28 protein-coding genes are annotated in these 26,474 nt (G+C 67.8%); 7 read left to right on the top strand and 21 right to left on the bottom strand.

Annotation, left to right across the window (positions count from 1 at the left end):
* Window positions 1-13: 13 nt before the first annotated feature.
* The 11 genes from EPL03_RS01085 to EPL03_RS01040 form a co-directional block, all read right to left on the bottom strand.
* On the bottom strand, window positions 14-469 hold the full coding sequence (locus EPL03_RS01085) for a TRAM domain-containing protein (RefSeq protein WP_135827490.1): 456 nt from the start codon (window positions 467-469) through the stop codon (window positions 14-16).
* A gap of 179 nt (window positions 470-648) precedes the next feature.
* Window positions 649-825: a hypothetical protein gene (locus EPL03_RS19695; protein ID WP_168216156.1), complete on the bottom strand. Its 177-nt coding sequence runs from the start codon at window positions 823-825 to the stop codon at window positions 649-651.
* Between the two features lie 118 nt (window positions 826-943).
* Window positions 944-1,162: a DUF6684 family protein gene (locus EPL03_RS01080; protein ID WP_135827489.1), complete on the bottom strand. Its 219-nt coding sequence runs from the start codon at window positions 1,160-1,162 to the stop codon at window positions 944-946.
* A gap of 58 nt (window positions 1,163-1,220) precedes the next feature.
* Window positions 1,221-1,619 (bottom strand): DUF6276 family protein, encoded by a 399-nt coding sequence (locus EPL03_RS01075; protein ID WP_135827488.1) that lies wholly within the window; start codon window positions 1,617-1,619, stop codon window positions 1,221-1,223.
* Window positions 1,620-1,765: 146 nt separating this feature from the next.
* A complete protein-coding gene (locus tag EPL03_RS01070; protein ID WP_168216155.1) occupies window positions 1,766-2,470 on the bottom strand; it encodes a glycerophosphodiester phosphodiesterase in 705 nt (234 codons plus the stop codon).
* Between the two features lie 81 nt (window positions 2,471-2,551).
* Window positions 2,552-3,337, bottom strand: coding sequence for an ABC transporter permease (locus tag EPL03_RS01065; protein WP_135827486.1), 786 nt, complete (start codon window positions 3,335-3,337; stop codon window positions 2,552-2,554).
* Entirely contained in the window at window positions 3,338-4,183 is an 846-nt protein-coding gene (locus tag EPL03_RS01060) for an ABC transporter permease (RefSeq protein ID WP_135827485.1), read from the bottom strand.
* Window positions 4,174-5,148 (bottom strand): agmatinase family protein, encoded by a 975-nt coding sequence (locus EPL03_RS01055; protein ID WP_135827484.1) that lies wholly within the window; start codon window positions 5,146-5,148, stop codon window positions 4,174-4,176. The genes EPL03_RS01060 and EPL03_RS01055 overlap by 10 nt, the downstream gene beginning before the upstream one ends.
* Window positions 5,145-6,320, bottom strand: a complete 1,176-nt coding sequence (locus EPL03_RS01050; RefSeq protein ID WP_135827483.1) for an ABC transporter ATP-binding protein — start codon at window positions 6,318-6,320, stop codon at window positions 5,145-5,147. The genes EPL03_RS01055 and EPL03_RS01050 overlap by 4 nt, the downstream gene beginning before the upstream one ends.
* Before the next feature lie 3 nt (window positions 6,321-6,323).
* Window positions 6,324-7,349, bottom strand: a complete 1,026-nt coding sequence (locus EPL03_RS01045) for an extracellular solute-binding protein (protein ID WP_135827482.1) — start codon at window positions 7,347-7,349, stop codon at window positions 6,324-6,326.
* 295 nt (window positions 7,350-7,644) lie between these two features.
* Window positions 7,645-8,343 (bottom strand): V-type ATP synthase subunit D, encoded by a 699-nt coding sequence (locus EPL03_RS01040; protein ID WP_135827481.1) that lies wholly within the window; start codon window positions 8,341-8,343, stop codon window positions 7,645-7,647.
* A 142-nt stretch (window positions 8,344-8,485) separates the two neighbouring features.
* Here EPL03_RS01040 and EPL03_RS01035 point away from each other — a divergent pair, with 142 nt between their 5' ends.
* On the top strand, window positions 8,486-9,427 hold the full coding sequence (locus tag EPL03_RS01035; RefSeq protein ID WP_135827480.1) for an ATP-grasp domain-containing protein: 942 nt from the start codon (window positions 8,486-8,488) through the stop codon (window positions 9,425-9,427).
* Between the two features lie 319 nt (window positions 9,428-9,746).
* On the opposite strand, the gene EPL03_RS01030 is transcribed toward EPL03_RS01035, so the two are convergent.
* The 8 genes from EPL03_RS01030 to ahaH all read right to left on the bottom strand — a co-directional run bounded on the left by EPL03_RS01030 (window position 9,747) and on the right by ahaH (window position 17,928).
* Window positions 9,747-11,171, bottom strand: coding sequence for an ATP synthase subunit B (locus tag EPL03_RS01030; protein WP_135827479.1), 1,425 nt, complete (start codon window positions 11,169-11,171; stop codon window positions 9,747-9,749).
* 4 nt (window positions 11,172-11,175) lie between these two features.
* Window positions 11,176-12,942: an ATP synthase subunit A gene (locus EPL03_RS01025; protein WP_135827478.1), complete on the bottom strand. Its 1,767-nt coding sequence runs from the start codon at window positions 12,940-12,942 to the stop codon at window positions 11,176-11,178.
* Complete coding sequence (locus EPL03_RS01020; RefSeq protein WP_135827477.1) at window positions 12,939-13,280, bottom strand: V-type ATP synthase subunit F; 342 nt, start codon at window positions 13,278-13,280, stop codon at window positions 12,939-12,941. Before EPL03_RS01020 ends, EPL03_RS01025 begins: the two co-directional genes overlap by 4 nt.
* Window positions 13,277-14,338, bottom strand: a complete 1,062-nt coding sequence (locus tag EPL03_RS01015) for a V-type ATP synthase subunit C (protein WP_135827476.1) — start codon at window positions 14,336-14,338, stop codon at window positions 13,277-13,279. The genes EPL03_RS01020 and EPL03_RS01015 overlap by 4 nt, the downstream gene beginning before the upstream one ends.
* Complete coding sequence (locus EPL03_RS01010) at window positions 14,335-14,916, bottom strand: V-type ATP synthase subunit E (protein WP_135827475.1); 582 nt, start codon at window positions 14,914-14,916, stop codon at window positions 14,335-14,337. The genes EPL03_RS01015 and EPL03_RS01010 overlap by 4 nt, the downstream gene beginning before the upstream one ends.
* Before the next feature lie 23 nt (window positions 14,917-14,939).
* Complete coding sequence (locus EPL03_RS01005) at window positions 14,940-15,203, bottom strand: hypothetical protein (protein WP_135827474.1); 264 nt, start codon at window positions 15,201-15,203, stop codon at window positions 14,940-14,942.
* A gap of 234 nt (window positions 15,204-15,437) precedes the next feature.
* Complete coding sequence (locus EPL03_RS01000; RefSeq protein WP_135827473.1) at window positions 15,438-17,609, bottom strand: V-type ATP synthase subunit I; 2,172 nt, start codon at window positions 17,607-17,609, stop codon at window positions 15,438-15,440.
* On the bottom strand, window positions 17,596-17,928 hold the full coding sequence (gene ahaH / locus EPL03_RS00995; protein WP_135827472.1) for an ATP synthase archaeal subunit H: 333 nt from the start codon (window positions 17,926-17,928) through the stop codon (window positions 17,596-17,598). Before ahaH ends, EPL03_RS01000 begins: the two co-directional genes overlap by 14 nt.
* Window positions 17,929-18,145: 217 nt before the next feature.
* On the opposite strand from ahaH, the gene EPL03_RS00990 reads away from it, so the two are divergent.
* A complete protein-coding gene (locus EPL03_RS00990; RefSeq protein WP_135827471.1) occupies window positions 18,146-18,769 on the top strand; it encodes a methyltransferase domain-containing protein in 624 nt (207 codons plus the stop codon).
* Between the two features lie 420 nt (window positions 18,770-19,189).
* Here EPL03_RS00990 and EPL03_RS00985 read toward each other — a convergent pair whose 3' ends face one another.
* Together EPL03_RS00985 and EPL03_RS00980 are read right to left on the bottom strand one after the other, a co-directional pair.
* Complete coding sequence (locus tag EPL03_RS00985; protein ID WP_135827470.1) at window positions 19,190-19,651, bottom strand: type IV pilin domain-containing protein; 462 nt, start codon at window positions 19,649-19,651, stop codon at window positions 19,190-19,192.
* Window positions 19,652-19,738: 87 nt separating this feature from the next.
* Window positions 19,739-21,010, bottom strand: a complete 1,272-nt coding sequence (locus tag EPL03_RS00980; protein WP_135827469.1) for a DUF7094 domain-containing protein — start codon at window positions 21,008-21,010, stop codon at window positions 19,739-19,741.
* Between the two features lie 155 nt (window positions 21,011-21,165).
* Here EPL03_RS00980 and EPL03_RS00975 point away from each other — a divergent pair, with 155 nt between their 5' ends.
* The 5 genes from EPL03_RS00975 to EPL03_RS00955 all read left to right on the top strand — a co-directional run bounded on the left by EPL03_RS00975 (window position 21,166) and on the right by EPL03_RS00955 (window position 26,445).
* The gene (locus EPL03_RS00975; RefSeq protein ID WP_135827468.1) at window positions 21,166-22,365 is read left to right on the top strand and encodes a helix-turn-helix transcriptional regulator; all 1,200 of its coding nucleotides are present in this window, start codon (window positions 21,166-21,168) and stop codon (window positions 22,363-22,365) included.
* Between the two features lie 111 nt (window positions 22,366-22,476).
* Complete coding sequence (locus tag EPL03_RS00970; protein ID WP_135827467.1) at window positions 22,477-23,268, top strand: electron transfer flavoprotein subunit beta/FixA family protein; 792 nt, start codon at window positions 22,477-22,479, stop codon at window positions 23,266-23,268.
* On the top strand, window positions 23,265-24,215 hold the full coding sequence (locus EPL03_RS00965; protein ID WP_135827466.1) for an electron transfer flavoprotein subunit alpha/FixB family protein: 951 nt from the start codon (window positions 23,265-23,267) through the stop codon (window positions 24,213-24,215). Before EPL03_RS00970 ends, EPL03_RS00965 begins: the two co-directional genes overlap by 4 nt.
* A gap of 232 nt (window positions 24,216-24,447) precedes the next feature.
* Window positions 24,448-25,737, top strand: a complete 1,290-nt coding sequence (locus EPL03_RS00960) for a S8 family serine peptidase (protein WP_135827465.1) — start codon at window positions 24,448-24,450, stop codon at window positions 25,735-25,737.
* A gap of 93 nt (window positions 25,738-25,830) precedes the next feature.
* Window positions 25,831-26,445 carry an ArsR/SmtB family transcription factor gene (locus tag EPL03_RS00955; protein ID WP_135827464.1) on the top strand — a complete coding sequence of 205 codons (615 nt, stop codon included), beginning with the start codon at window positions 25,831-25,833 and terminating at the stop codon, window positions 26,443-26,445.
* Window positions 26,446-26,474 lie beyond the last annotated feature (29 nt).

Below are 26,474 nucleotides of genomic sequence, written 5' to 3'. Positions count from 1 at the left end.
GGTCGGAGCGGCGTCAGCTACCCCAGAAGTTGTCGCGGCTGCCGAGTCGCGGCCCGCTGTCGTCGTCGTCGCTCTCGTCGGACTCGCCCTCTGTGTCGACCTCGCCGTCGGCGGGCGACTCGTCGACGGCGTCCTCGCGGGGGAGCCGCTCGACCTCCTCGCCCTGCGCGTGGTTGCCGTGGACGTTCGTGACCTCCACCTTCGCGCGGGCGTCGGGGAGCACGCCGTCGACGAGGACGATGAACCCGTCGTCGGTCCGGCCGACGCCGGCACCGCTCTCGTGGATGTCCTCGACGTCGACGACGACCTCCTCGCCCGGCTGGACCGGCGCGGTCTTGAGTTCCGAGATGGGCTGGCTGTAGTGGTTGCACCACTCGGCTCCGCCCCGGTCGCCGTAGTGCTGGCAGCCCATGCCTTCGATTCGCTCCTGAAAACTCGGGCACTCCTCCGCGAGTGGACAGTCCGCCATGCGCGTGGCTACTGGCCGGGTAGCCTAAACCTTTACGTACAACCGTTTCGCCCGCTTCGGGCCGGCCGGTCGCTCCCGCGCGGCGCGCTACCGCTCGGTCGGCCGCGGGACGGTCGCCGGTGTGCGCGCTCGGCGCGCTGCCGGCGGCTCGTCGACGTCGCGATTCCCACGGCGTCGACTTACGTTCCCGCGACGAGGAAGGTCCGACCGCCCTTGCGCTCGAGGTAGACGTCGACGTCCGGGAACCACTCGCAGACGTACTCGTCGACGCGCTCGGTTTCGACGTCCGAGACGTCGACTACGGTTCGGTCGTCGCCGTCGGTCGAGCGTCGGCCGCGGGCGAACTGTGCGTTCATGTCCACCACCTGTCGGGCAACGGTATTGAAGGTGAGCCGTCCGGAGCGAAAGTGAAACTGACAGCAAGCGGTCGCGTGCGTCTCGCTGGCGACGCGCTCGAAGCTGCGCCGGGAGTCCTCACCCCTTCTCGATGACCGTCGCCGAGACGTAGGTCAGCAAGCCGAGCAGGACGAACGGGACGAGGTGGAGGCCCAGCGCGACCACGTCGAGAAACAGGTTGGGCGCGAACGGCGAGGCGAACAGGAGCAACAGCGTGAAAAACAGGATGATGACCATCGGGACGAGGTTGACGCTGACGTCCAGCAGCGTCTCGCGGTCGAAGGCGGAGTCGGCCATGACGGGCCGAGAAACGTCGCCCAGCGGTTTAACCGCGGTGGCCACCGCGCTCGGCCGGTCACTCGTAGAGGAGCTGTTCGACCTGCGTCCGCCGGCCGTCGAGGTCGAAGCGGGGGTCGACCGACGGGTCGGCCGCCAGCCGGTCGAGCACCAGCAGGGGGTCGACGCCCCGCCGCTCGACGCGCTCCAGCAGCGCCGACAGCTCCGCGCGGTACAGCGCCAGGGAGTCGAGCAGCCCGACCGCGAGCGCCATCGAGACGCCGGCGTCGCCGTCGGGGAAGGCATCGCCGACCGCCGAGAAGTCGGGGGCGTCGGTCGCGCTCGCGGCGTCGGTCGGGGCGACGCTCAGACAGCGCGTACAGAGCGCCACCGCCTCGGACGCCTCGGGGAGGAGCTCGCGGCGGTCGGGCGGAACCCGGAACGGTACCCGTTCGCTGCCACACTCTGGACAGGCCATATCGGAGGTAGGTCACACGCCGCCAAAAGCGTGGCCGGTGGCGGCCGGCGATTCGCCCCCGCGCCGGTCGCCCCTGCGGACTGGCGAGGCCCGCGCTCCGGGACGTCGAATCCCACTCGCGCTCCGGGACTCGATGCACGCCCGGACTACAGGATGTCGATCCGGTCGACCATCGCCGCGTCGACGCCACGCTCGTCCAGGTCGGCGAGTCGGTCGGCCGTGCGGATAGTCCACGCGACCACCGAGAGGTCGGCCTCGTGGGCGGCCTCGACGACGTCGGTCCGGACGCAGAGTTCGTGGGGCACCTCCAGGAACGTGCAGTCGTGGTCGGTCGCCGTCGCGACGGCCTCGCGCCACTCGGACTCGGTGACCGAGTCGGGGTCGACGTCCTCGTACTGGAAGTGGCCGAACGACACGTAGCCGGGCCGGACGTCCCACGAGTGCCGTCCTGCCTCCGCCAGGATGTCGGGGTCGGTCGCACAGAGGTACAGGTCGTGGTCGTACCGGTCGGTGACCTCGCGGGCCGCGCGGGCGATGCCCGGTCGTTTCAGGTCGAGTTGCACGTCGACCGACGCCGGAATCGCGTCGAGCGCGTCGGCGAGCAGCGGGATGTGCTCGTCGGTGCCGAGGACGCTGAGATCGGCCAGCGTCTCGTAGTCGGTCTCGGCGACCGCGTACGAGCCGTCGGTGAGGTCGTCGGTCTCGGCGTCGTGAAAGGCGACGAGTTCGCCCGAGCCACACTGGACCACGTCCAACTCGATCCGGTCGACGTCGTCGACGACCGACCGGAACGCGGCGAGGGTGTTCTCCGGGAACTGGTCGGCACAGCCGCGGTGAGCGATGTGGAGCACGGGTCTCGGTATGGAGGAGGCGACTTTAGCAGTACCGGTCGCGGCGGGAGCGACCGCCCGGGGAGCCGCCTCGCGACCCCGTCACACCTCCGACATCTCCTCGACGCCGAACGTGAGTTCGATGAGTGCGACGACCGCCAGCGACGCGAGCGCGAGCACGGTCGCGACCGCCGACACCGCGGGGTCGATGTCGAACGTGATGTACTGGTAAATCTGGATGGGGAGCGTGGTCGTGCCCGGACCCACCAGGAAGACCGAGATGGTGAAGTTGGTCAGGCTCATGATGAACGCGAACCCGCCGCCGGCGATGAGCGCCGACCGTATCTGGGGGAGCGTGACGTACCGCACCGTCTCGACGCGCGAGGCCCCGAGGTTCCGGGCGGCCTCCTCCATCGACGGGTCGAACCCCTTGAGCGCGGCCAGCACCGTCCGGAGCGCGTACGGGAGCGTGATGACGAGGTGCCCGAGCACGAGCCCGACGACGGTCCCCTGGACGCCGAACTCGATGAAGTATATCAACAGCGCCAGCCCGAGGACGACCTGCGGGACCGACAGCGGCGCGAGGAAGAAGTTCTCTATCGCGGTGCTCCCGGGGACGTCCTCGTCCCGGAGCGCCAGCCCCATCAGGACCACGAGCGGGAGCGTCACCGCCGTAGTCGCGACCGCCACGACGAGCGAGACCGTCGCGGCCGACACCAGTCGGTCGTCGGTGAACGCGGCGACGTACCACTCTGCGGTGACGCCGGTCGGCGGGAACGTGAGCCCCGCGGGGTTGATGGACGCGATGGCGATGGCGAACAGCGGCGCGAACAGGAACAGGTAACAGAGCGCGGCGAACGCCTTCCAGACCAATGCCCGTCCGTTCATCTATGCACCACCGACCCGGGCCCCCGATTCGACGGTCGCCAGGAGTCCGATCGCCCCGACCACCAGGACGATAGAGAGGGCGGCCGCCAGGGCGGTGTCGCCCGTCGTGGTCACCACGCTGTACACCGAGTTGGCCAGCATGCGGTTTTGCGCCCCGCCGAGCAACTGGGGCATCACGAACGCGCTCACCGAGAGCGCGAACGAGAGGCTACCGCCCGCGATGACGCCGTCGAGGCTGAGCGGGAACGTCACCCGCCGGAACGTCTCGAACCTCGAAGCACCGAGGTTCCGGGCGGCCTCCTGCAGCGACCGGTCGAGCCCCGACAGCACCCCGATCAGCACCATCGCCATCAGCGGGAGGCAAAACTGTACGATTCCGATGACGATGATGGTCTTCGTGAACAGCAGCGAGTACGGTTCGTTCAGGAGGCCGACCCACTGGAGCACGGTCGAGAAGATGCCCTCGCGGGCGAAAAACACCATCCAGCCGAAGATGCGGACGACGAGGTCGACGAGCATCGACACGAACAACAACAGGACGAGCAACCGCTTGCGCTCGGCCCGGAAGACGATGTAGTAGCTCAGCCCGTAGCCCGCCACGACGGTTACGACCGTGCTGACCGTCGCTATCCAGAGGGTGCGCCAGATGACTCCGAGGTACTCGTCGCTCGTGAATATCGTCGCGAACCGGTCGAGGGTGAACGACCCGTCCCGGACGAACGCCTCGGCCAGCAACTGGACGACCGGGACGACGAAGAGGACGGCGAACGCGGCGAGGCCGGGCGCGAGCAACAGCAGTCGCCGGGCGAGCGGCGAGCGAGCCTCGTAGAACGACGCTACCGACACGTCAGACCACCCAGGAAGTGGAGGAGCACGTTCGCGGCCACCACGCTGGTCAGGTCCTCGACGTCGTTTGGCGGCGACACCTCCACGAGGTCCATCCCGACGGTCTTGGGGTGGTTGCCGACCACGAACGCGCCTTCGAGGAGGTCCCACGACGACAGACCGCCGGCGTTGAGTCCGGCCGTCCCGGGCGCGACCGACAGGTCGAGACAGTCGATGTCGACGGTCACGAAGATGGCGTCGGTGCCGGTCGAGGCCACGTCGAGCGCGTCCTCGACCACGTCCTCGATGCCGCGCTTGTGCACCTCCCGCCCCGTGAACACCGTTATCCCCTGCTCGTCGGCGTAGTCCATGTAGTACCTGGAGTTGGTGAACCCCTGGATGCCGACCTGCGCGTAGTTCTCGCCCGCGAACTCGGGGAACTCGTCGTCCTCGAGGAGTTCGCGGAACTGGACGCCCGAGGACGGTTGCCCGCCGTGGGAGTGGCGCAGGTCCTGGTGGGCGTCGAACTGGACGAACCCGAGCGAGTCGACGTCCGGACGCTGGCACGCGGCCGCGACCGTGGCGTACGAGACGGAGTGGTCGCCCCCGACCACCAGCGGCGTGACCCCGAGGTCGTACAGGTCCCCGAGGACGCTCGCGGTCCGGGCCTGCGTCGTCCGGAGGTCCATGAGGTCGACGTTCACGTCGCCGAGGTCCGCGAGGTCGAGGTCGGCCACGTCCACGTCGAAGTCGGGCGAGTACGTGGTAGTGTACTGGAACGACTGCCGGATGGAGTCGGGAGCCTCCCGGGAGCCCGAGCGGACGACCGACGCGCCGTCGTAGGGCACGCCGAGCAGTCCCGCGTCGGGGACCGACTCGCGGTCCCACGGGCGGAGCGCCGCGTTGAACCGCGTCTCGTAGTCGTCCTCGATGTAGGAGTTGACCGTGACGCCCGGGTCGAGGAGGTGCGGATTGTCGAACGTCACGGTGCCTCCGCGCGCGACTCGGGGACCACGATCAGTTCGTCGGTGCCGACCGAGGCGGTCAGTCGCTCGCCGACCTCGAACCCGTCCGGCCCGTGGGCGACCAGTCGGAGCGACGAGTCGCTCGACCCGTCGACCGCGAGTTCGTACCGGGTCTTGTCGCCCTTGAACTGGTGGTCGAGCACCGTGACCGGGAACTCGTTCCGTTCCGCGGAGCCGGAGTCGCCCCGGACCGAGCCGTTCGGTCCGGAACCGCCCTCGCGGGTCGTCGCGTCGGTCCCGGCGACCGACGAGTCCGACCGGCGCTCCAGTCGGAGTCGCTCCGGGCGCAACACGAGCAGTCCCGCCCCGGGAAGCGGCTCGGCGTCCGCCGCGCCCGACCACCGGAACCGAAGCGACGGCTCCTCGTCGAGTTCGACCTCGACCGCGCCGTCGACGCGCCGGACGGCGGCCGGAAAGACGTTCGACTTGCCCACGAACTGCGAGACGAACGGGGTCTCGGGCCGGTTGTACACCGCCCGGGGCTCGTCGACCTGTTCGACGGTCCCGCCGTCGAGCACGCACATCCGGTCGGCCAGCGTCATCGCCTCCTCCTGGTTGTGCGTGACGTGAATCGTCGTGACATCGGTCTCCTCCTGAATCCGTTTGAGTTCAATCTGCAGCGACTCCCGGAGCTGTTTGTCCAGATTGCTGAGCGGTTCGTCGAGCAAGAGCACGTCGGGTTCGACGACGAGCGACCGGGCCAGCGCGATCCGCTGCTGTTGGCCGCCGGAGAGTTCGTCCGGGGACTGGTCGCCGACGCCCGGCAGGTCGACGAGGTCGAGCATCGCCGCGACGCGGTCGCGGCGCTCGTCCTCGGGAACGCCCTGCATCCGGAGGCCGAAGCCGACGTTCTCCGCGGCGGTCATGTGCGGGAACAGCGCGTAGCTCTGGAAGACCAGGCCCACGTCGCGGTCGTCGGGCGGCTGGTCGGTCACGTCCGTCCCGGCGATCTCGATGCGGCCCTCGGTCGGCTCCTCGAAGCCCGCGATCATCCGCAGGGTCGTGGACTTGCCACAGCCCGACGGGCCGACGATAGTGAAAAACTCCCCGTCGCGGACGGACAGCGAGACGCCGTCGACCGCGGTGACGTCCTCGAACCGCTTGGTGACGTCGACCAGTTCGACACCGTCCATCGTTCAGACGTTCGCTCCCCAGCGCTCGAGCCACTCGTCCCTGACCCCGTTGATGTACTCCCAGTCGGGCAGGTAGAGGTCCTCGAGTTCCTCCTCGGTCGTGACTTGCTCGGCGAGCTCCCCGGACAGTTCGGCCTCGGCGTTGACCGGGCCCTGGGTGAGCTGTTCGGCGAGCAACTCCTGCATCTCCGGGTCGAGGTTCAGGTTCACGAACTCCTGTGCGGTCTCGACGTTCTCGCTGTTTTTCGTCACGGCCATCGCGCCCCGAATCTGGGTCGCGCCCTCCTCGGGAATCCGGAAGTCCAGCGAGAGGCCGTCCGCGCGCAGCGCACGCGTCCGCGCCCCGAACCACGACGCGACCGACACCTCGCCCTGGTTGAACAACTGTTCGGGCTGCGAGAAGCCCTCGTAGAACACCGCCGCGTTGTCCGCGAGGTCGGGCAGGCGCTCCCAGAGGGGCTCCATGTTCCGCTCGTCGCCGCCCCACGCGAGCGCGCCCATCACCATGAACGGAATCCAGCTGTCCTGGATGGCGATCTCGCCCTCGAACTGCTCGTCCCAGAGGGCGCTCCACGACTGGAAGTCGTCGCCGCTCCAGTCTTCGGAGTCGTACGCGATACCGTAAGCGTCGAATACCTGCGAGACGCCCACGTCGCCCGGGAGGTAGGCCGACTCGTACAGCGAGTCGTAGTTCGTCACGATGTCGGTGTCGATCTCGGCGAACAGGTCCGACCCGCCCAGAATCACGTCGAAGTCGTCGAGCAGGGCCACGTCGACGGTCGGGTCGTCGACCGTCTCCTCGAGTTCCGCGACGGTCGTATACGGCGTGAGCTGGACGGTGACGCCGTCGTTGTTAGACTCGAACTCGTCGCCGATGTCCCGCATCGCGTCCTCCCAGATGCCGCCGTAGTGGGTGACGGTCAGTTCGACCTCGTCGTTCCCGCCGAGGCATCCGGCGAGGCCGGCGACGCCGAGACCGCCGGTCGCCTTGAGTACCGACCGCCTATCGACGAAACTGGTTTCACTCATGTATAGGCTGCCGGAGAGATTGAAAGGACTTAATTCTTGTGTTGGATACCGTAGAAAGTTTTGGGATAAAGAGCTATGCTCGTGAAAATTTATAGAATATATACAGTATAACCGGATTGTTTGCACCGAGAACGTCGGACGGAGTCGGGCGGAAGTGGTTCCGACGTCGACCCCGACCGACGGCGGCGGCGCTCGGTCGACTGAACGGTAGAGCCCGCGTCGGGCGCGAGAATAGGGGCGGCGCGACGACGCCACAATCGGCCCGCGAATCGGTCGCGGGCGTCGACTCGATTCGTCAGTCGTCGGCGGTGACCGTCTCGGCCTCGGCGGCGTCCTCGGCCGCTGCGGCCTCGCGCTCTTCTTTCTCCTCCTGTTCCTTCTTGGCCTTTATCTTCTTGAGCCGGAAGGTCTCCTCGCGCTCTTGCTCTTCGAGCTTCTGCTCGATGTACTCCTGGTTCTCGCGGAGTTCGGGCAGGAGCTTGAATTCGAGGGCGTTCACGCGGCGCTTGGTGGTCTCGATCTCGGTGAGCATCTTCTTCATCGCGGTCTCGACCTCGGCCGCGAGGATGATCTGGTCGAGGAGGTCCTCGTAGGCCTCGGCGGCCTCGTCGATGCGGCCGCTGGTGCCGAGCACGCCGTACCCGCGCTCGTCGAGGCTCTTTCGGACCTTGCTCGACTCGATCTGCGGGACGACGACGCCCATGATGTTCTTGGACTCGGTGGTGATCTCGGGGTACTCCTTGAGCGCGGCCGCAGCCCCGCGAACCGCCACGTCGCCCTCCATCGCCCGGGCCATGTTGATGGTCCGCTGGGCGCGCTCGTAGTCGGCCTCGACGTCCGACCGGACGTCCTGGGCCTGGTCGAGGATGTCCATGAACTCCATGATGAGGCCGTCGCGCTTCTGTTCGAGCGTGTCGTGGCCCTGCTCGGAGAGCTCGATGCGGTCCTCGATCTGCATCAAGTTCTTCCGAGTGGGTTTGACGTCGTTGGCCATCTTGGGTGGTGTTTGTTGCTGGAACGGGTTAACTGTTTACAGTCGGTGTCCCGGCGACGCCGTTCGGGTCAGGTCGGTATCCCGCGGGTGACGGGGCGTCCAGCGGAACCGATTTATTCGTCCGGCGTTCGACGTGGAACGTATGTCGGTTCTCGTCATCGACGCCGAGGAACGAGCGGAGATTGACCTGCTCACCGAGGCTATCGAGCGCCTCGGGCACGAAGCCGTCGTCTGCGACGTAACCGACTGGCCGGGGGACGAACCCCTCGCGCTCGCAACCGACGACGAGGCCGCCGTGTTCGGCACGCGGGTCGAGTTCGAGGCGGTGACCGGCGCGTTGGTGAACTGCCATCAGCTCTTCCGGCCGTTCGAACCGCGACACGGGGAGCGGCTTCGGGACGACCCCGTTCCGGCGCTCAACCAGTTGCGGGAGTACCGGGGGATGTTCGACAGCCTCTGTCGGATACTCGACTGGCACGGTGCCGAAGTGGTCACGCGACCGTCGAAACACCGATGGCAGGACCGGAAGCCGTGGCAACTGTACCTGCTCGGACGCGCGAACGTCCCCGTTCCCGACACGCTGTTCACGAACGACCCGAGCGAGGTCGTCTCGTTCTACGAGTCCCACGACCGCGTGGTGTACAAACCGGTCACCAGAGGCGGCGTCCCCCACGAACTGACCGAGGCCGACGTCGAACCCGACCGGCTCGCCGACCTCGCGACCGCGCCGGTCCAGTTTCAGGAGTACGTCGACGGCGACGACCTCCGCATCTACGTCGTGGACGGCGAGGTCGCGGGGGCGATTCGGTACGAAAGCCGGACTGACAACTTCTCGTTCAAAATCGACCTCGTGCGCGACGAGGAAGTCGACGTCGAGGCGGTCCCGGTCCCCGACGAGGTCGAGGACGACGTGGTCCGTGCGGCCGAACTGGCGGGCCTCGCGTTCGCGGCGGCGGACGTCCGCCGGCGACCGGACGGGACTCACGCAGTGTTGGAACTGAACGAATCGCCGCAGTTCGCGCCGGCCGACGTGGACGCCGGGCAGGACGTTTCCGGCGCGCTCGCGGAACTTCTCGTCGAATGAGTGGGACGCGAGTCCCGCCGCGCCCCGAACGTCGAGAGACCAACGTTCGAAGCCGCCGGAACCGCGACGGCGCGACTCACCCGATGTGGGGGTCGTCGTCCGTGTAGTGGTTCGCGTCCTTGGTGTGGTCCGGTTCGTCGTCGAGTTCTTCGATGAAGTGGTTCATGGGAACCACCCACAAGTCCCCACCCCACATAAATCAATCTTTTGCCCGCGTAGATTTTACCCGGTTCCCGAAATATCGCTACGTCGGTGCTGTCGAGACCCGATAGCACGCAGAATCCCACCGCGAAAAACGGGACCGAAACGCGAAGCGTCGTCAGTCGGCCGCGACTTCCTCGGCCGTCTCCTCGTCGCTCTCGGGGTAGTACTTCTCGATGAGTTCCTCGTCGATGCGGTTGAGCTCCTCCTTCGGGAGCATCCCGAGCAGGTCCCAGCCGATGTCGAGGGTCTCGTCGATGGAGCGGTCCGTGTCGAAGCCCTGCTGGACGAACTCCTGCTCGAACCGGTCGGCGAAGTCGAGGTACTGGTTGTCGCGCTCGGAGAGGGCCTCGCGGCCGACGATGTTCACGAGGTCGCGCAGGTCCTCGCCCTGCGCGTAGGCGGCGTACATCTGGTCGGAGATGTCGCCGTGGTCCTCGCGGGTCAGCCCCTCGCCGATACCGTCGTCCATCAGCCGCGAGAGGCTCGGCAGCACGTTTATCGGCGGGTCGATGCCCTCGCTGTCGAGCCCGCGGTCGAGCATGATCTGGCCCTCAGTGATGTAGCCGGTCAGGTCCGGAATCGGGTGGGTGTCGTCGTCGCCCGGCATCGTGAGGATGGGAATCTGGGTGACCGACCCCTCGCGACCCTTGATGCGGCCCGCGCGCTCGTAGAGCTGGGCGAGGTCGGTGTACATGTACCCGGGGTAGCCACGCCGGCCCGGCACCTCCTCGCGGGCCGCGCCGATCTCGCGCAGGGCCTCGCAGTAGTTGGTCATGTCCGTCAGGATGACCAGCACGTGGTAGCCCTTCTCGAACGCGAGGTACTCGGCGGTGGTGAGCACGAGTCGCGGGGTGACCTGCCGCTCGACCGCCGGGTCGTCGGCGAGGTTGGTGAACACGACCGAGCGCTCGAGCGCGCCCGTGCGCTCGAAGTCCTCCATGAACTCGTTGGCCTCCTCGGCGGTGATGCCCATCGCGCCGAAGACGACCGCGAACTCCGAGCCATCGTCGTCGTCGCCGGCTTCCTCCTCTTCGGGCACGGTCGCCTGTCGCGCGATCTGGAGCGCGAGTTCGTTGTGCGGAAGCCCGGACGCCGAGAAGATGGGGAGCTTCTGGCCCCGGACCAGCGTGTTCATGCCGTCGATGGCCGAGACGCCGGTCTGGATGAACTCCTCGGGGTACTCGCGGGCGTACGGGTTGATGGCCGCGCCGACGATGTCCCGACGCTCGTCGGGCACGATGTCGGGACCGCCGTCGATGGGGTTGCCCGACCCGTCGAGCACGCGCCCGAGCAGGTCCTCGGTCACCGGCATCTTCATCGTCTCGCCGAGGAATCGCACCGAACTCTCGGTGTCGATGCCCTCGGTGCCCTCGAACACCTGAATCGAGACGAGCCCGTCGCTCGATTCGAGCACCTGTCCGCGCTTGGTCTCGCCGTCCGGGGTCTCGATCTCGACGATCTCGTCGTACCCGATGGGCTCGTCGACTTCGGCGAACACCAGCGGACCGCTAATCTCCGTGATAGTTTGGTATTCTTTCATCGTTCTAGTAGAGGTCGCGGAGTTGGTCGGTCATCTCGGCTTCCAGTTCCTCGACGAACTCCTCGGCCTCGTCGTCCGGGGTGGTCGCGATGCGGTTCAGCCGGGGCGCGGCGTCGATGTCCGTGATCTCGTCGACCGGCACGCCGGCGTCGAGCGCCTCGAACGCCTCGTCGTTGTACGTCCGGATCGCGCCGAGGATGAGGTAGGTCTTCTCGGGCGGACAGTTGGTGTCGACGTCGTGGAGCGCGTTCTGCTGGAGGAACGCCTCGCGGATGTAGCGGGCGACCTCCAGGGTGAGCTGCTGGTCGTCGGGCAGCGCGTCCTGACCGACCAGCTGGACGATTTCCTGGAGTTCGTCCTCCTCGTCGAGGATGTCGACGGCCCACTGGCGCTGCTCGGGCCAGTCGTCGGCGACGTTCTCCCGGAACCACGGGTCGAGCTGGTCGGTGTACAGCGAGTACGACTCGTTCCAGTTTATCGAGGGGAAGTGACGCCGTTCGGCGAGGTCGGCGTCGAGCGCCCAGAACGTCTTCACGATGCGCAGCGTGTTCTGGGTCACCGGCTCCGAGAAGTCGCCGCCGGGCGGGCTGACCGCGCCGACCACGGTGACCGACCCCTCGGTGTCGTTGATGTTCTCGAAGTAGCCCGCGCGCTCGTAGAACTCGCTGAGTCGCGCGGCCAGATACGCGGGGTACCCCTCCTCGCCGGGCATCTCCTCGAGCCGCGAGGAGATTTCGCGCATCGCCTCGGCCCACCGCGAGGTGGAGTCGGCCATCAGCGCGACGTCGTAGCCCATGTCGCGGTAGAACTCCGCGATGGTGATGCCCGTGTACACGCAGGATTCGCGTGCTGCCACCGGCATGTTCGACGTGTTGGCGATGAGGCAGGTCCGGGACATCAGCGGCTTCCCCGTGACGGGGTCTTCGAGCTCCGGGAAGTCGTCGATGACCTCGGTCATCTCGTTGCCCCGCTCGCCACAGCCGATGTAGACGACGATGTCGGCGTCGGCCCACTTGGCGAGTTGCTGCTGGGTGACGGTCTTCCCGGAGCCGAAGGGTCCCGGAATCGCGGCGGTCCCGCCCTTCGCGAGCGGGAACAGGCCGTCCTGGACGCGCTGGCCCGTCACCAGCGGCGTCCGGGGCGTCTTCTTGTCGGCGGAGGGTCGGGCCTCGCGGACCGGCCACTCCTGGCGCATCTGAATCTCCTCGCCGTTGTCGAGTTCGACCACCGTCTGCTCGACGGTGTAGTTGCCGCTCTCGACGGCGACGACCTCGCCGCCCTCGTAGTCGGGCGGCACCATCACCTTGTGGTCGATGCTCTCGGTCTCGGGCACGATGCCGAGGACGTCGCCGGGCTCGACCGCGTCACCCTCCTCGACTTCGGGCTCGAACGACCACGTCTTCTCGAGGTCGATGCCGGGCGCGTCGACCCCGCGGTCGAGGAACGCGCCCATCTTGTCTTCGAGGACCGTCAGCGGGCGCTGGACGCCGTCGTAGATGGAGTCCAGCATGCCCGGCCCGAGGTCCACGGACAGCGGTTCGCCGGTGTTCTCGACCGGTTCGCCCGGCGCGACGCTCGAGGTCTCCTCGTACACCTGAATCGTCGTCAGGTTGCCCTCGATCTCGATGACCTCGCCCATCAGCCCTTCCTCGCCGACGTACACCACGTCGTTCATCCGGGCTCCGAGGTCGGTCGCCGTGACGACCGGTCCACTCACGCTCTCGATGACGCCGTCCTCTCGCACGGCGTCGGTGTCAGTTGCTTGGCTCATTCGTTGTCACCGTGTTCGTCGTCGTCCATGAGGTCGATACCGATGGCGCGCTTTATCTGGTCGCGCAGGCCGCCGCTGCCCGAACCGCCGCCGAGCGAGACCATCACCGGTTCGACGCTGGTCTCGACGTCCTCGCGCACCTGTCGGGACAGGTAATCGAGGTCCTCGTCGTGCATCACGACGATGCCGACGTCGTCGTCGCCGAGGACCCGGTTCACGGCGTCGTCGAGTTCCGTCTCTTTGTCGTCGTCCGGAACGTTCTCGAACTTCCGGACGCCGGCGAGTCGGAACCCGGTCGTGAACTCGGGACTGCCGACGACCGCGATCTCCTGGCTCATAGTATCACCAGTTCGCTCTCGATCTCGTCCTCGCTCAGTCCGGCCTCGCGTCCCCGAGCGATGGCGCGGATGTTGTCGACCTCCCGCTCCTTGGCCAACACGTACGCCAGCACCGGACAGATCGACATCGGGAAGACGTGCGACAGGTGGTCGGAGTACTCGAGGAGCGCAGCGTCTAGTGCGTGCTCGAAGCCGATGAGGCTGTCGGTGCGCTCGAGGTCGTCGAGCGCGGCGGACAGTTCGTCGCCGTACGTGCTATCCCGGATGAACGTCGTGAGCTCGTCGAGGTCCGTCGACAGCCGTGACAGCTCCGACTCGCGGAACAGCTGTCCGCCGTCGATGAAGTACTCGGCCGGGTCGAGGTCCGCGCCGCTCCGGGCGATTCGGAGCGCGTTCCGGGCGTTCCGGAAGTCGATTTCGGCCTGCAGGAACTCGACGTACAGCTCCATCGCGCGACCCTTCGACCGGGGCGTCTCGGCCAGCAGCCCCTCGTAGTAGGTGCGGTCGACCGCGTTCTCGAGGGGGACGAGCAGGTCGGTCTCCTCGTAGTCCTCGTAGGCCGCCGCGAGCGGCTCGCCGTACCGCGTGCCGTCGAGCAGTTCGACGACCTCCTCGATGGAATCGGCCTCGGTGAGCCGTTCGAGGAACCGACGGTCGAACTCGCCGGCGTACACGAGGTCGGACTCGACGGTCTCCGGGTCCGAGCCCGAATAGACGCCACGGATGATGGTCTTGACGTTCCACTCGTCGAACTTGCGGAGGTAGCGAGCGATGAGGTCGTACAGTTGCCCGTCGGCCCACCGGAGGAGGTCGTCGAAGTGCTTGGCGAGGTTGCGGTTGAGCGCGTACTCGATGAGGTCGACGCCGCCGTAGCGCGACCCCAGCGCGTTCACCTCCTCCTCGTACTCGGTCTCCTCCATGTACCGGGCGATCTCGCCCGGCCCCATCCGGAGGAGCTTCCGGTAGTCCTCGTCGTCGAACAGCAGGGAGCGTCGCTTGCGGACCCTCGCGTTGACGTACTCGTAGTTCGACGAACCCTCGGTCTTTCGTGCGCTCATTGCTCGAACAGACGGTTGCTGATGTCCTGCAGGTTGTCCTCCCAGACGTCCTCCAGCACCGAGTCGAACGTGTTGTTCACCCGGACGCGCGACTGGTCGCTCTCGACCACGACGCCGCCGAGGCAGTCGTACTCCCCGGCGTACTCGTAGCCGTCGTAGTCGGCCACCACGTCGGTCAGGAGCTCGTCGTCGCCGGCCGCGCCGTACACCCGCACGGTGTCGCCGGCGTCGAACTCCTGGCTGGCGGCGTCGAGTAGCGCGCGAGTCAGCTCCTCGCGTCGGTCGCCCCCGACGTCGGCGAGTCGCTCCTCGACCGCATCCCGGACGTCCTGTAGCACGTCGCGGCGGGCTTCGAGTCGCTTTTGCTTGGCCTCCAGCTTGGCGCTGGAGAGCTTCTGCTCGCGCTCTTGGGCGATAGCCTGCTCGGTGTCCTGTTCTTGCTCCGCGAGTATCTCGTCGGCGTCGGCCTCGGCCTCCGAGACGATCTCGTCGGCGCGCTCGTCGCCCTCCGACCGAATCTCCTGCGCGCGCTCGCGGGCTTCGTTTCGTATATCCTCAACTACCGTGTCCAGACTCATTGATGAAGAGGGAAAGCGGGTGGTTATCCTTGGACGAGGAACACGACGACCAGCGCCAGGATGATAATCGTCTCCGGCAGGACCGTCATGATGAGACCCGTCCCGAAGAGGTCCTGGTCCTCGGCGATGGCACCGACGGCCGCGCTCCCGATACCGCGCTCGGCGTACCCGGCGGCCAGCGCCGCGAGGCCGACGGCGATGGCGGCCGCACCAACGTCGGTGAGGACCTGAAGCGGGGTCAGCACTTCAAGTCCGGCTTGGGCGAACAGTGCACTGATCTCGACCATCGCGAATACAGCTTCGAACATAGTTTATGGAGTCTCCTTTTGCGCTCGTAACCGAACAATCGTATTTCCCGTCACTGTGGTCATAAAGCTTCCCAAAAGAGTTGGCGAGAGGCGGGTCTGAGCGTCCCAGACCGAAGTTTATGCTATCGTGTACCAAGGAAGGTGGCCGGGAGACCGGACGCTCGAGCGCCGGGACGGGTCGGCAGAATCCGCGGTACGAGGGGAGCGACGAGCTCAGTCCTGCGTGGTGTACTGGCGCTCGTAGCCGAACGGCTCGTACTCGTCGCCGCCGCCCTCGTAGAACTTCCCGAAGAACTCGACGTACTCGAGGCGGACCGCCTGCAGGCCCGCGCTGGTAATGCCGAGCGCGAGCACGAGCAGGTGGCCGAGCACGAGCACGAGCAGGCCGACGACGATGCCGGCGATGCCCGAGTGGAACAGACCGCCGAACATGATCTCGGCCACCTCGTGGCCGTGATACGTCGTGCCGGCCTCGGGCATGTGACCGATACCGAAGTGCCACTCGGCACCGTGGCCCGTCTCGGTGACGTACACGCCGAAAAACAGCAGGTTGACCACGAAGGCCATCCCCGCCTTGGCGAGCGTGACCGCCGCGATCCGGGTGTACGAGAGGGCGTCCGAGAGGACGCTCAGGCTCTCGAGCGCGCCGATGACCGAGCCGGCGAGAGGGCCGAAGTGCCGGATTTCGCCCGCGAGGTACAGCGCGAATCCGACCGCACCGACCGCCAGTCCCAGCATGCCCACCGTCGGCGAGAAGCCGGGGAAGCCGAACGCGAACGGCTCGCCCGCGAAGATGCTGTACAGGAAGTCGGGCTTGGCTCCGGACAGGTGCCGGCTCAGAATCCACGTCCAGACGCCCGCGAACAGCAGGACCCACGAGCCACTTTCGAGGACCGCCTCGACGGGGTCGTGGTTGAACTCCTCGATGAACGCGAACGCGTACCCGACGGTCATGTGGGCCAGACCGGCCAGTATCGAGACGACCAGCCACGTCAGCGCGTAGCTGGCCTCGGCTGGCTGGAGCCCCTTGTGCATCGGCGGATTGCCGCCCCACAGTATCTCGCCGAGCTGGTGGAGCCCGAACACCTCGCCGTACAGCACGCCGAACAGCGCCGTGAACCCGCCCGCCCACAGCGCGATGCCGCCGAGGCTCTTGATCGCGTCGCTGTCGAAGCTACTGTAGAGCCAGAAGCCGATGCCCATGTACAGGAGACCGTACCCGAAGTCCCCGATCATGAACCCGAAGAACAGCGGGAACGTCAGGAACAGCACGACGGTCGGGTCGAACTCGAAGTACTTGGGCCGGTTGATGGTCTCGACCAGCAGCTCGAACGGCTTGACCGCGCCGGGGTTGTCCTGCACGACCGGTGGCTGGTCGTCGTCCATGGTCGTCCCGCCGTCGGCCGCGACCTCGTCGTCGGTGCCGCCGGGCGCGTGTGCCTGATGGGCGTCGTAGGAGGCCCGTTCGAGTTCGTCGACCTCGACCCGGTCGCCGACCGCGTCCCGAAGCGCCGTGGCGAGGTCGGTGTAACGCTCGGCCGGAATCCAGCCCTCGGCGACGAAGGCGTTCTCGGTCGTGGCGAAGTTGAGCGGCGCTTCGGCCTTCTGGACCTCGATGGAGAGTTTCTCCTCGGCCGCGAGCAGGAAGCCGGCGGCGTCGAGCTCGACGTTCCGGAGCTCCTGCTCGACCGAGTCGAGTTCGGATTCGAGCTTCTGGCGCTCGTGTTCGAGCTCCTCGACGTACTCCTCCGGGCTGCCCTCTGCGTCGGGGACCTCCAGCGTGGCGAAGTTGACGCTGACCAGCGCGTCGTCGAGCGCGTCGTCGTCGGCCCCGGGCTCGGGGTAGGCGAAGGCGGCGAGGGTGTCGTCCCCGTCGTAGACCTCGAACGCGCGGAGGTCGGCGGCGGCCGAGAGCGCGCTCCGGACCGCCTCGGCGTCGCCCTCCCCGACCGCGATCTGCAGGGTGTCGTAGCCCGAGAGCAGGTCGAGGTCGATGCCCAGTTCCGCGAAGGGCTTGACCGCATCGAGGCGCTCGTCGATCTCGCGGAGGTCGTCCTCGAGTTCGCCGCGACGGTCCTCGAGTTCGTTGACCTCCGTCCGGACGGCCTCCAGTTCCTCGTCGAGTTCGTCCTCGGTGACGATGCGGCTCGGTCCGGCGTCCGCGTCGTCGAGGTCGAGGATGCTCTCGAGCGACCGGACGGTGACCAGCTTCTCGGAGGCCTCGTCGGCACCCGCCACGGGGTCGCCCGGCTCGAAGCCCTCCCACGAGCCGTCGTAGTCCGAAAGGTGGACCAGATTCAGCTCGTGGACGGTCTCGATGACGTCGTCCATGACGGCTCGCGAGCCCGTCACGGACACCTTGCTCATGCGTTCAGGTCTGAGCATGCACCGCCTCCTCGAACAGGTCCACGACGTGTTCGACCACCCCGTCCTCGTTCTCGCGGGCCTGGGAGGCGAGTTCCTCGCGCTCGGCGTCGCCCTCCTCGAGGAGTTCCTCGCGCTCGCCCTCGATCTCCTCGCGGGCCTCGGCGAGCCGCTCCTCGTGGCGCTCGGACGCCTCCGCCTCGGCCTCTCGGCGTATCTCTTCGGCCTCCTCGCGGGCCTCGGCGATGCGCTGGTCGCGCTCCTCCTCGGCCTCGGCGACGATGTCGTCGGCCTCCTGCTCGGCCTCCTTGATTCGGTCGAGAACCTCTGGCCTCGGCATACTAATCACGCGAAAGTTGCGCAAGCGCGTATATACTACTTGCGAACTCTCGTCCGCGCAATTCCGTGCCTCTCGTTCACAAGCCACTCGCCCACGGGGTCCCAGACCTGACGGTCCGGTCGGGGGACTATCGAGTCCCGGACTCGTCGGGCGTGTCGACGCCGCGGCTCAGGACGGAACAGCAGGATTATTTGGTCAGCGGGCCGAACTCCCGGCGATGGGTATCCTCGAAGACAAGCGCCGAGCGCGGGTGTTCTACAAGTACCTCTCGACGGTGTACGACACTATCAACCCGTTCATCTGGAACGAGGAGATGCGGGACGAGGCGGTCGAGATGCTCGACATCGACGAGGGCGACCGGGTGCTCGACGTCGGGTGTGGCACCGGGTTCGGTACCGAGGCGCTGCTGGAGCAGACCCGGAACGTCCACGGTCTCGACCAGAGCGTCCACCAGCTGGAGAAAGCGTGGGACAAGCTCGGCAAGCACGACCCCGTGAGCTTCTATCGCGGCGACGCCGAGCGCCTGCCGTTCGCCGACGACAGCTTCGACGCGGTGTGGTCGTCGGGGTCCATCGAGTACTGGCCCGACCCGGTCGCGACGCTCCGGGACATGCGCCGCGTGGTCGAGCCCGGCGGACAGGTGCTCGTCGTCGGTCCGAACGACCCCGACTCGACGCTACTGGGCAAGCTCGCCGACGCCATCATGCTGTTCTACGACCGCGAGGAGGCCGACCGGATGTTCCGGGAGGCCGGATACGTCGACATCGAACACCGCGCGATGGGACCGTCGTACAACCCGGAGGTCGCCATCACCACGGTCGCGCGAGCGCCCGAGGAGTAGCGCGGTGCGGTGCCGTGCGGTCTCTCACAGGCGTCGGCAGTAGCTAGTTGCCGTCGGATTCACGTTCCACGACGACCGGCGTGGTAGCGATCCCTGGAAGGACTCACTCGTCTCCCGAATCGAGTCCGAAAATCGAGGAACGACGTTCGGTCTTGTCAGTTAGTGCGGCAAGGACTTCCGGACGCGGCGACAGCTACCGCCGATGCCTCTGGGAGACCCACTGCATCCGGACCGCCCTACGCGCTCACCCACACTGCATCCGTACCGCCCCACACTGCACCCGCACCGCGACCGCGGCCCTCACACCTCCCCAGCCTCCGCCCTCACTTCGTTCGGTCGTCCCTCGCACGCTGTGGCGCGACCACGAGGGTCGCGCCAGCGCGCGCCCGAACTACTTCACGCCGTCGCATCGAGTTGTGCTCACGCCGTCGCATCGAGTTCCGCGAGAACCCGTCCGTCCGCCGAGAGCGTCACCGAAACCGACGCGCCGGGCGCGATGAGCGGGTCGTTCGTCTGCGCGAGGCGAACGCTCGCGCGCTCGCCCGCCGTCCACTCCCGGTCGGTCGCGGAGTTGAACGGACCGGTCGGCCCGGGTCGGAAGCCCGGGGCCGAGAAGAACGGCACCGGCGGCTGGGCGTCGAGCGCCCGTCCGTCGACCGCGATGCGGACAGTCAGGTCGGTCACGTCGAGCGCCTCGCCGCCCCGGTGGACGAGGGTCACCCGGTTCGCGTCGGCGTCCGTCCGGAGGTCGAGCGCGGCCGTGGTCGAGTCCGTCGGGACGTCGGTGCCGAGCGCCACGCTGCCGACCACGCCGGCGAGCGTCGCGGTGATCGCGACCAGGAGGACGACCCCCAGGACCGGGGAGAGCGAGCGGTCCGACATGGGGACGGTTCGTCCCGCCTTCGGCCTTGAATCTTGGGTCGGGCTGCCGGGAGGGCGTGTGGTGGAACTCGGTCGGCGCGACTCGACCTACCGCGGGTCGACCGGCGTCGTCGTCACGTTGACCGACCGGCCGTCGTGCGTCGCGCCGACGGTGAACTGCTCGGCCGGTCCGAGCGTCCAGAGGACGCCGTTGTCGCTGGTCCGGCCCACGGGCTCGCCGTCGACCGTGATCTCGCTTTCGACCGGGGCACCCGTCTCGTTCGTGAGCCTCACCCGGAGCGGTCCGCCGGCGTACGTCCGATTGACGGCGAGCCTGAGGTCGGTCGAGGACTCGACCACGCCCGGACCCGGCGGAACCGAGTCCTCCTCGGCGAGGTGCTTGCGCTGAATCGTCCGGTAAATCTGCTCGGTACTCGTGTCGAGGTACGCCGTGAACTGACCGTGCTGGTGGAAGTAGATGAACCGCAGGACGCTCAGCGACGAGTACTGACGCTGTTCCCCGCCGTTGATGTTGTCGATGTCCATCACCCACGGGAACTGTGGCCCGATAATCTCGTTTTCGGCCTCCTCGAAGGACATCGAGCCCGTCTCGCCGGGGTTGCGATTATCGGTTCTGGACACTTCCCGAACGTACTGACCGTCGTCGATCATAGACAGGATGACGCCGTTGTCGCCGGCCTCGACGTAGATTCGGGTACTCGCGTCGGACCCGTCGACGACGGTACCGACGTGGTTTCGGACGGGACCTTCCAGCGACGCCAGTTTCGCTTCCATAGACCTCGCGTCGAACCCGAAGTTGGCTTCGTCCGTGCGCTCTTCTAGCGCGTTTATCTGTTGTCGCGTCTCGGCGGCCGCCAGGTCGATCTGGCCGAGCGTCCGGAGGTACTCGCTCTTCGAGAGCGTGCCGTTCACGAACGACTGGGTCGCTTGCCCTTCCCTGGCCTCCAGCGAGATGATTCGGTTATCGATGCGATACTGATACCGGTTCAGAATCCGTCGTTGTTCCTCGTCGCTTCCTGCGGCCGACAGCTGCTGGTCGAGCGTGTTGACGCCGAGTTGCGTCTGGAATCCGTCGTAATCGGTGGCGAGCGAACTGCCGAGCGCGAGCGACGGCCGGTCGAACGCCGTTCGAGTCGGAGCCGTACCCAGCGTCATCACGCCGGTCGTGTCGTTCGTCACGTTCCCGTCCGCGCCCGACTGGAGCGGTCCGTTCTGTGCGGCGAGAGCGTCGGTCTCGGACTGCGCCACAGCCGCGTCGGTCCCGGACTGGGCGTGTGCGATCGGTGCGGACGCCTGGAACGCGACTGCGCCGGGGGAGAGGGCGAGCAGTAACGCCAGCATAACGGGGCTCGGTCGCATTTCGTGTGGACGCACGAACACCACCCATAAAAATATGCACGGAACTGTGAAACGCGCGGGGAGCAACCGAGAGCGGCCGAGACGTTTTACGGAACGACCTGACGTTTTATCTCCGGATGGAAAGTATTTTCTTGTCGGCGGATTCACGCGATGGTATGCGGTCATCTGCCGCCCTGCTCGTCGGCGTCCTCCTCGTCGTGAGTGCCGTCGGAGTCGGCGCGAGCCACGTCGCCGCCGACCCGGCGCGCTCCGCCACTGCCCCCCAAGACCCCGCGTTCGCCGCCCCGGAGACGGCCGATAGCCTCGCGGGCGCGTCGGCCATCAATTCGTCGGCCAACGTCTCCGGGCGCGACGCCACTGAGATGTACGTCACGGTCCGCGAGAACGGCGACGCCCGGTGGAACGTCACGGCCCGGTTCGCCCTCGAGGACGGGAACGAGACGGCCGCGTTCCGCGAGTTGGCACAGGAGTACAAGGGCGGCAACGCCAACGTCGGATTCACACGGGACACCTTCGAGCGCGTCCTCGACCGCGCCGCGACCGACGTCGACCGGGAGATGGCGCTCGAAGACGTCTCGCGCACCAGCAGTCTCGGCGAGAACGAGACCGTGGGCGTCCTCTCGCTGTCGTTCACGTGGACGAACTTCACCGCCGTCGACGGCAATCGACTCGTCGTCGGCGACGCGTTCTGGGCCGGGTCGGACACCTGGCTCCCGGCGCTGGCCGAGGACCAGTCGCTGACCGTCGAGGGACCGACCGGCTACTACGTCGCGAGTTCGAGCGTCGGGCCCAACGGCACCCGAATCGCCTTCGACGGGCCGTGGACGTTCGACGACGGCGACTTCGCCATCACCTACGCGCCCAAGCGGACGGCCACCACGACCGGCAACCCGACGACGACCGCGACCGGGGACTTCCCGCTCGCGGGCGGACCCGGCCTCGTCGTCGTGGTGGTCGTCTTCGGGCTCGGCTTCGGCGCGTACGCCATCTCCCAGCGGCAAGGTCCAGAGGCGGACGTCGAAGCGGCCGACGACGCCGGCGAGTCGCGGTCGCCCGCCACGTCCGGGACCGACCCCGACGAGCCCGCGCCGGACGACGGGGACGACGAGCCCGACGACGGCGGGGACCGGCCACCGACCGAACTGCTGAGCGACGAGGAGCGCGTCCTGCGCCTGCTCCGGGACAACGACGGACGGATGAAGCAGGCCGACATCGTTCGGGAGACCAACTGGTCGAACGCGAAGGTGTCCCAGCTCCTCTCGGCGATGGACGACGACGACGAGGTGAACAAGCTCCGCATCGGTCGCGAGAACCTCATCACGCTCCCCGACGAGGACGTGACCGACCTGGACTGACCGCCGGGGTCGAACCCATCGCGAGCGCGTCCCGGGCCGCAGCCGAGAAACCGCCGACACCGGGTCGCGCGTTTCGTAAACGTTTACCTCCGAGACGCCAACGGTTCGTCCATGAAGGTCCTGGTGACCGTGAAAGAAGTCGCCGAAGTCGCCGACGACTTCGAGATAGAGGGGACCGAGGTAGGCGAGCGCTACCTCGAATACGACCTGAACGAGTGGGACGACTACGCGGTCGAGGAGGCCGTCCAACTGAAGGAGGACGGCCCGGCCGAGGAGGTGGTGGCCGTCAGCGTCGGTCCGGAGCGCTCCGAGGAGACCATCCGGATGGCGCTGGCGAAGGGAGCCGACCGCGCGGTCCGCGTGTGGGACGACGCCCTCGAAGACGTCGACCTGCTCGACGTCGAGACCAAGACCGACCTGCTGGCGGCGGTCGTCGAGGAGGAGGACCCCGACCTCGTGCTGACCGGCGTCCAGTCGGGCGACGACAACTTCGGCGCGACCGGCGTCTCGCTGGCCGACGAACTCGGCTTCCAGTGGGGCGCGGTCGTCAACGCGCTCGACTACGACCACGACGAGGGCGTCGCGCACGTCCACCGCGAACTGGAGGGCGGCGTCGAGGAGCTGACCGACGTCCCGCTGCCGGCGGTGTTGACCATCCAGACCGGCATCAACGAGCCCCGGTACGCCAGCCTCCGTGGCATCCGGCAGGCCCAGAGCAAGGAAATCGCGCCCAAGAGCCTCGCCGACCTCGGTCTCGACGCCGACGCGGTCGAGAGCGACCTCGAGTTGACCTCGATGTACGAGCCCGAGAGCGAGAGCGACGCCGAGATATTCGAGGGTGACGCGGGCGAGACGGCCGGGAAACTGGCCGAGCTCCTCCGCGAGAAGGGGGTGGCACAATGAGTGACGTTCTGGTCGCCGCCGAACATCGCCGGGGCGAACTCCGGGACGTGAGCTACGAACTCCTGACCGCCGGGCGACAGCTCGCGGACGCGACCGGCGGCGACCTCCACGTCGCCGTGATAAGCGGCGACGTCGAGACGTTCGCGGACCAGTTGAACCGCGACGGCGTCGACGCCATCCACACGGTCGCGGACGGCGAGGAGTTCGACCACGACGTGTACGCCCAGGCAATCGAGGCGCTCCACGCCGACCTCGACCCCGAGGTGCTGGTGTTGCCCAACAGCGTCAACGGCCTCGACTACGCGCCCGCAGTCGCCAACGCCCTCGACCTCCCGCTGGTGACCGACGCGGTGGCGCTCGACTACGACGGCGGCCTGACGGTCACCCGCGAGATGTACGGCTCGAAGGTCGAGACCACGGTCGAGGTCGCGGGCGACCAGCAGGCGGTCACGGTTCGGGGCGGGGAGTGGCCCGCCGCCGAGGGCGTCGGCGACGCCGAAATCGCAGCGGCCGACGTCGACGTCGACACCGACGCCGGCGCGACGGTCACCGGCTTCGAAGAGGTCGCCGGCGGGGACGTCGACATCAGCGAAGCCGAGTTCATCGTCTCCATCGGCCGGGGCATCGAGGAGGAGGACAACCTCCCGCTCATCGAGGACCTCGTGGAGGCGACCGGTGCCACGCTGGCGTCCTCGCGGCCCATCGTGGACAACGGCTGGCTCCCCAAGAACCGGCAGGTCGGCCAGTCGGGCAAGGTCGTCACCCCCGACGTCTACCTGGCTATCGGCATCTCGGGCGCGGTCCAGCACGTCGCCGGGATGAAGGGTGCCGACACCATCATCGCGGTCAACACCGACCCGAACGCGCCCATCTTCGACATCGCGGACTACGGCATCGTCGGCGACCTGTTCGACGTGGTTCCGGCACTCATCGAGGAGTTCGAGTAAGGACCTGCGGTCTTTTTGGTCTCCTCGTTCGCTTCGCTCACGAGGGCTCGGGAGAGGCAAGCTCTCCCGGTGCGGATTTTGCGCGAGCGAACGAAGTGAGCGAGCGGAAAAAGGTGGTCGACAGGAGTTCGAGTAGCGAAGCGGTTCCTTTCGTCGGCGCTTTGGGTTCGCGGAGCCGAGACGTCCCGCGCTATCGCCACCTACTTTTCCGACCGCCTCGGACTGGCCGACGATGGAGCCCTCCCGTTCCCGACGCGTGCTAGCGATAGCCGCGCTCGGCGTGTTCGTCCTCGCCGGAAGCCTCGGCCTGCTCGCGGTGTCGCTGTCGGCCGACGCCGGACAGTCGGCGAACGCGACACGGGTCGCGTCGGTCGACCCGAACGTGTCGACAGTTCACGCCGCCGGAATCACCGGCGAGAACGTGACGGTGGGCGTGGTCGACGTGACCGGGTTCGACGCCGACGCGAGCGCGCTCGACGGGCGAGTCGCCGACGCCCGAGCCTTCGAGTCCGGCGGGTCGATCGACGACGACACCACCGACCACGGCACGGCGGCGGCCGAGACGGTCGCACGGGTCGCGCCCGACGCCGACCTGTATCTGGCGACGTTCGACTCGCCCGAGGGCTACGAGCGCGCGGTCGAGTGGCTCGTCGCCGAGGACGTCGACGTCGTGGTCGCGCCGGCGTCGTTCTACGGGACGCCGGGCGACGGCACCTCGCGGGTCGCCGAGGTCGCGGCCAACGCCACCGAGGCGGGCGTCGTCTTCGTCGCCCCGTCCGGGAACCTCGCGCGGGGCCACTGGGCGGGACGGTATCGGACGGTCGAGAACGGCGTCCTGTCGTTCGGCGGGAACGCGCGCAACTACCTCCGGGGCGACGACCGCGACGTGACGGTCTGGCTGTCGTGGGACGACGCCGGCCGGGGGACCGACTACACCGCCGAACTCTACTGGACCGACGGCGACGACACCAGGCTGGTGGCGCGCTCCCGCCCCTACGCCGGCGACGACGTGCCGAACGAGCGCATCGTTGCCCGCGTCCAGTCGGGGACCTACTTCGTGACCGTCACCGGCCCGGCGAACGCGACGGACGCCCGCCTCCGGCTGTCCTCGCCGACCCACCGCTTCCAGCACCTCCGGCCGAACGGGAGTGTAGTCGCACCGGCGAGCGCCCCCGCGGCAGTGTCGGTCGGCGCGTACGACGGGCGTCTCGACCGCGTCGAGCCGTTCAGCTCTCGCGGGCCGACTCCCGACGGGCGAGCGGGCGTCGACGTGGTGGCCCCCAGTCGCCCCGGCGTCGCCGACGTGGAGGGATTCGTCGGCTCGTCGGCCGCGAGCGCGTACGCCGGCGGCGTGTCGGCGCTGGTCCTCGACGCGAACCCCGGCCTCTCGCCCGCGCAGGTCGAGCGCCGGCTCGAAGCGACCGCACTCGGCGCGGACGAGGGCGGCGTCGACCCGGCGGCCGGTCACGGTCGGGTCGCCCCCGAGCGGGCCGTCGGCGGCGCGGCGAACGCGACCGGATGAGCCGGCGCGGGACCGGTCGATTAAATCCGGATTGAAGCTATGGACAGGACTTAGTGGCGCGGTTGCGCAGACGACCCCGGAGACCGAGGAACCATGTCGGGACTCATCGAACGGGTACAGGACCGGACGGCGGGCAGCGACGAGCAGTTGCGCGTCCTCGACGTCGAGGGCGAGGAGACCGACGACGTGCTCGACGCGCTCGGCCCCGACACCCGTCGGGAGGTGTACCGGACCCTGTTCGAGTCGCCGGGAACCCCCTCGGAGATCGCCGACCGCGTGGACACCTCGGTCCAGAACCTCCACTACCACCTCTCGACGCTGGAGGAGGCCGGGCTCGTCGAGGGGGTCGGCACCCGCTACTCCGAGAAGGGCAACGAGATGACGGTGTACGCGCCCGCGACCGACCCGCTCGTGCTGGTGGGCGACCGCGACATCCGGCCGCAGATCCGGCGCTCGCTGGCCGACGTGGTCGGCGGACTCGGCATCCTCGCGGCCGCCAGCCTGCTGGTCCAGTCGGGCGTCGAGCGGCTCGCCAGCCCGGCAATCGGTCGGACCGACGCGGTGGGACCGGCGAGTCCGTCCGCCGACGCGACGACCGCGAGCGAGACCATCGCGTGGTTCGTGTTCGACCTCGCGGAGCCGGGCGTGGTCTTCTTCTGTGGCTGTCTGGTCGTGGTCGCGGTCGCGGCGCTCGCGATGGACCGGTAGGCGGACGCGAAAGAGAAGAGGACGGTCGG

The sequence above is a fragment of the Halorussus halobius genome (genome assembly GCF_004765805.1).
GTDB classification, from domain to species: Archaea; Halobacteriota; Halobacteria; order Halobacteriales; family Haladaptataceae; genus Halorussus; species Halorussus halobius.
This window is presented reverse-complemented; position numbering and strand designations above follow the sequence as displayed.

What these genes read in the sequence shown, in the direction of transcription:
- EPL03_RS01085 (WP_135827490.1), bottom strand. Translation starts at nt 469, where the DNA reads ATGGCGGACTGTCCACTCGCGGAGGAGTGCCCGAGTTTTCAGGAGCGA.
- EPL03_RS19695 (WP_168216156.1), bottom strand. Translation starts at nt 825, where the DNA reads ATGAACGCACAGTTCGCCCGCGGCCGACGCTCGACCGACGGCGACGAC.
- EPL03_RS01080 (WP_135827489.1), bottom strand. Translation starts at nt 1,162, where the DNA reads ATGGCCGACTCCGCCTTCGACCGCGAGACGCTGCTGGACGTCAGCGTC.
- EPL03_RS01075 (WP_135827488.1), bottom strand. Translation starts at nt 1,619, where the DNA reads ATGGCCTGTCCAGAGTGTGGCAGCGAACGGGTACCGTTCCGGGTTCCG.
- EPL03_RS01065 (WP_135827486.1), bottom strand. Translation starts at nt 3,337, where the DNA reads ATGAACGGACGGGCATTGGTCTGGAAGGCGTTCGCCGCGCTCTGTTAC.
- EPL03_RS01050 (WP_135827483.1), bottom strand. Translation starts at nt 6,320, where the DNA reads ATGGACGGTGTCGAACTGGTCGACGTCACCAAGCGGTTCGAGGACGTC.
- EPL03_RS01045 (WP_135827482.1), bottom strand. Translation starts at nt 7,349, where the DNA reads ATGAGTGAAACCAGTTTCGTCGATAGGCGGTCGGTACTCAAGGCGACC.
- EPL03_RS01040 (WP_135827481.1), bottom strand. Translation starts at nt 8,343, where the DNA reads ATGGCCAACGACGTCAAACCCACTCGGAAGAACTTGATGCAGATCGAG.
- EPL03_RS01035 (WP_135827480.1), top strand. Translation starts at nt 8,486, where the DNA reads ATGTCGGTTCTCGTCATCGACGCCGAGGAACGAGCGGAGATTGACCTG.
- EPL03_RS01030 (WP_135827479.1), bottom strand. Translation starts at nt 11,171, where the DNA reads ATGAAAGAATACCAAACTATCACGGAGATTAGCGGTCCGCTGGTGTTC.
- EPL03_RS01025 (WP_135827478.1), bottom strand. Translation starts at nt 12,942, where the DNA reads ATGAGCCAAGCAACTGACACCGACGCCGTGCGAGAGGACGGCGTCATC.
- EPL03_RS01020 (WP_135827477.1), bottom strand. Translation starts at nt 13,280, where the DNA reads ATGAGCCAGGAGATCGCGGTCGTCGGCAGTCCCGAGTTCACGACCGGG.
- EPL03_RS01015 (WP_135827476.1), bottom strand. Translation starts at nt 14,338, where the DNA reads ATGAGCGCACGAAAGACCGAGGGTTCGTCGAACTACGAGTACGTCAAC.
- EPL03_RS01010 (WP_135827475.1), bottom strand. Translation starts at nt 14,916, where the DNA reads ATGAGTCTGGACACGGTAGTTGAGGATATACGAAACGAAGCCCGCGAG.
- EPL03_RS01005 (WP_135827474.1), bottom strand. Translation starts at nt 15,203, where the DNA reads ATGGTCGAGATCAGTGCACTGTTCGCCCAAGCCGGACTTGAAGTGCTG.
- EPL03_RS01000 (WP_135827473.1), bottom strand. Translation starts at nt 17,609, where the DNA reads ATGCTCAGACCTGAACGCATGAGCAAGGTGTCCGTGACGGGCTCGCGA.
- ahaH (WP_135827472.1), bottom strand. Translation starts at nt 17,928, where the DNA reads ATGCCGAGGCCAGAGGTTCTCGACCGAATCAAGGAGGCCGAGCAGGAG.
- EPL03_RS00990 (WP_135827471.1), top strand. Translation starts at nt 18,146, where the DNA reads ATGGGTATCCTCGAAGACAAGCGCCGAGCGCGGGTGTTCTACAAGTAC.
- EPL03_RS00985 (WP_135827470.1), bottom strand. Translation starts at nt 19,651, where the DNA reads ATGTCGGACCGCTCGCTCTCCCCGGTCCTGGGGGTCGTCCTCCTGGTC.
- EPL03_RS00980 (WP_135827469.1), bottom strand. Translation starts at nt 21,010, where the DNA reads ATGCGACCGAGCCCCGTTATGCTGGCGTTACTGCTCGCCCTCTCCCCC.
- EPL03_RS00975 (WP_135827468.1), top strand. Translation starts at nt 21,166, where the DNA reads ATGCGGTCATCTGCCGCCCTGCTCGTCGGCGTCCTCCTCGTCGTGAGT.
- EPL03_RS00970 (WP_135827467.1), top strand. Translation starts at nt 22,477, where the DNA reads ATGAAGGTCCTGGTGACCGTGAAAGAAGTCGCCGAAGTCGCCGACGAC.
- EPL03_RS00965 (WP_135827466.1), top strand. Translation starts at nt 23,265, where the DNA reads ATGAGTGACGTTCTGGTCGCCGCCGAACATCGCCGGGGCGAACTCCGG.
- EPL03_RS00960 (WP_135827465.1), top strand. Translation starts at nt 24,448, where the DNA reads ATGGAGCCCTCCCGTTCCCGACGCGTGCTAGCGATAGCCGCGCTCGGC.
- EPL03_RS00955 (WP_135827464.1), top strand. Translation starts at nt 25,831, where the DNA reads ATGTCGGGACTCATCGAACGGGTACAGGACCGGACGGCGGGCAGCGAC.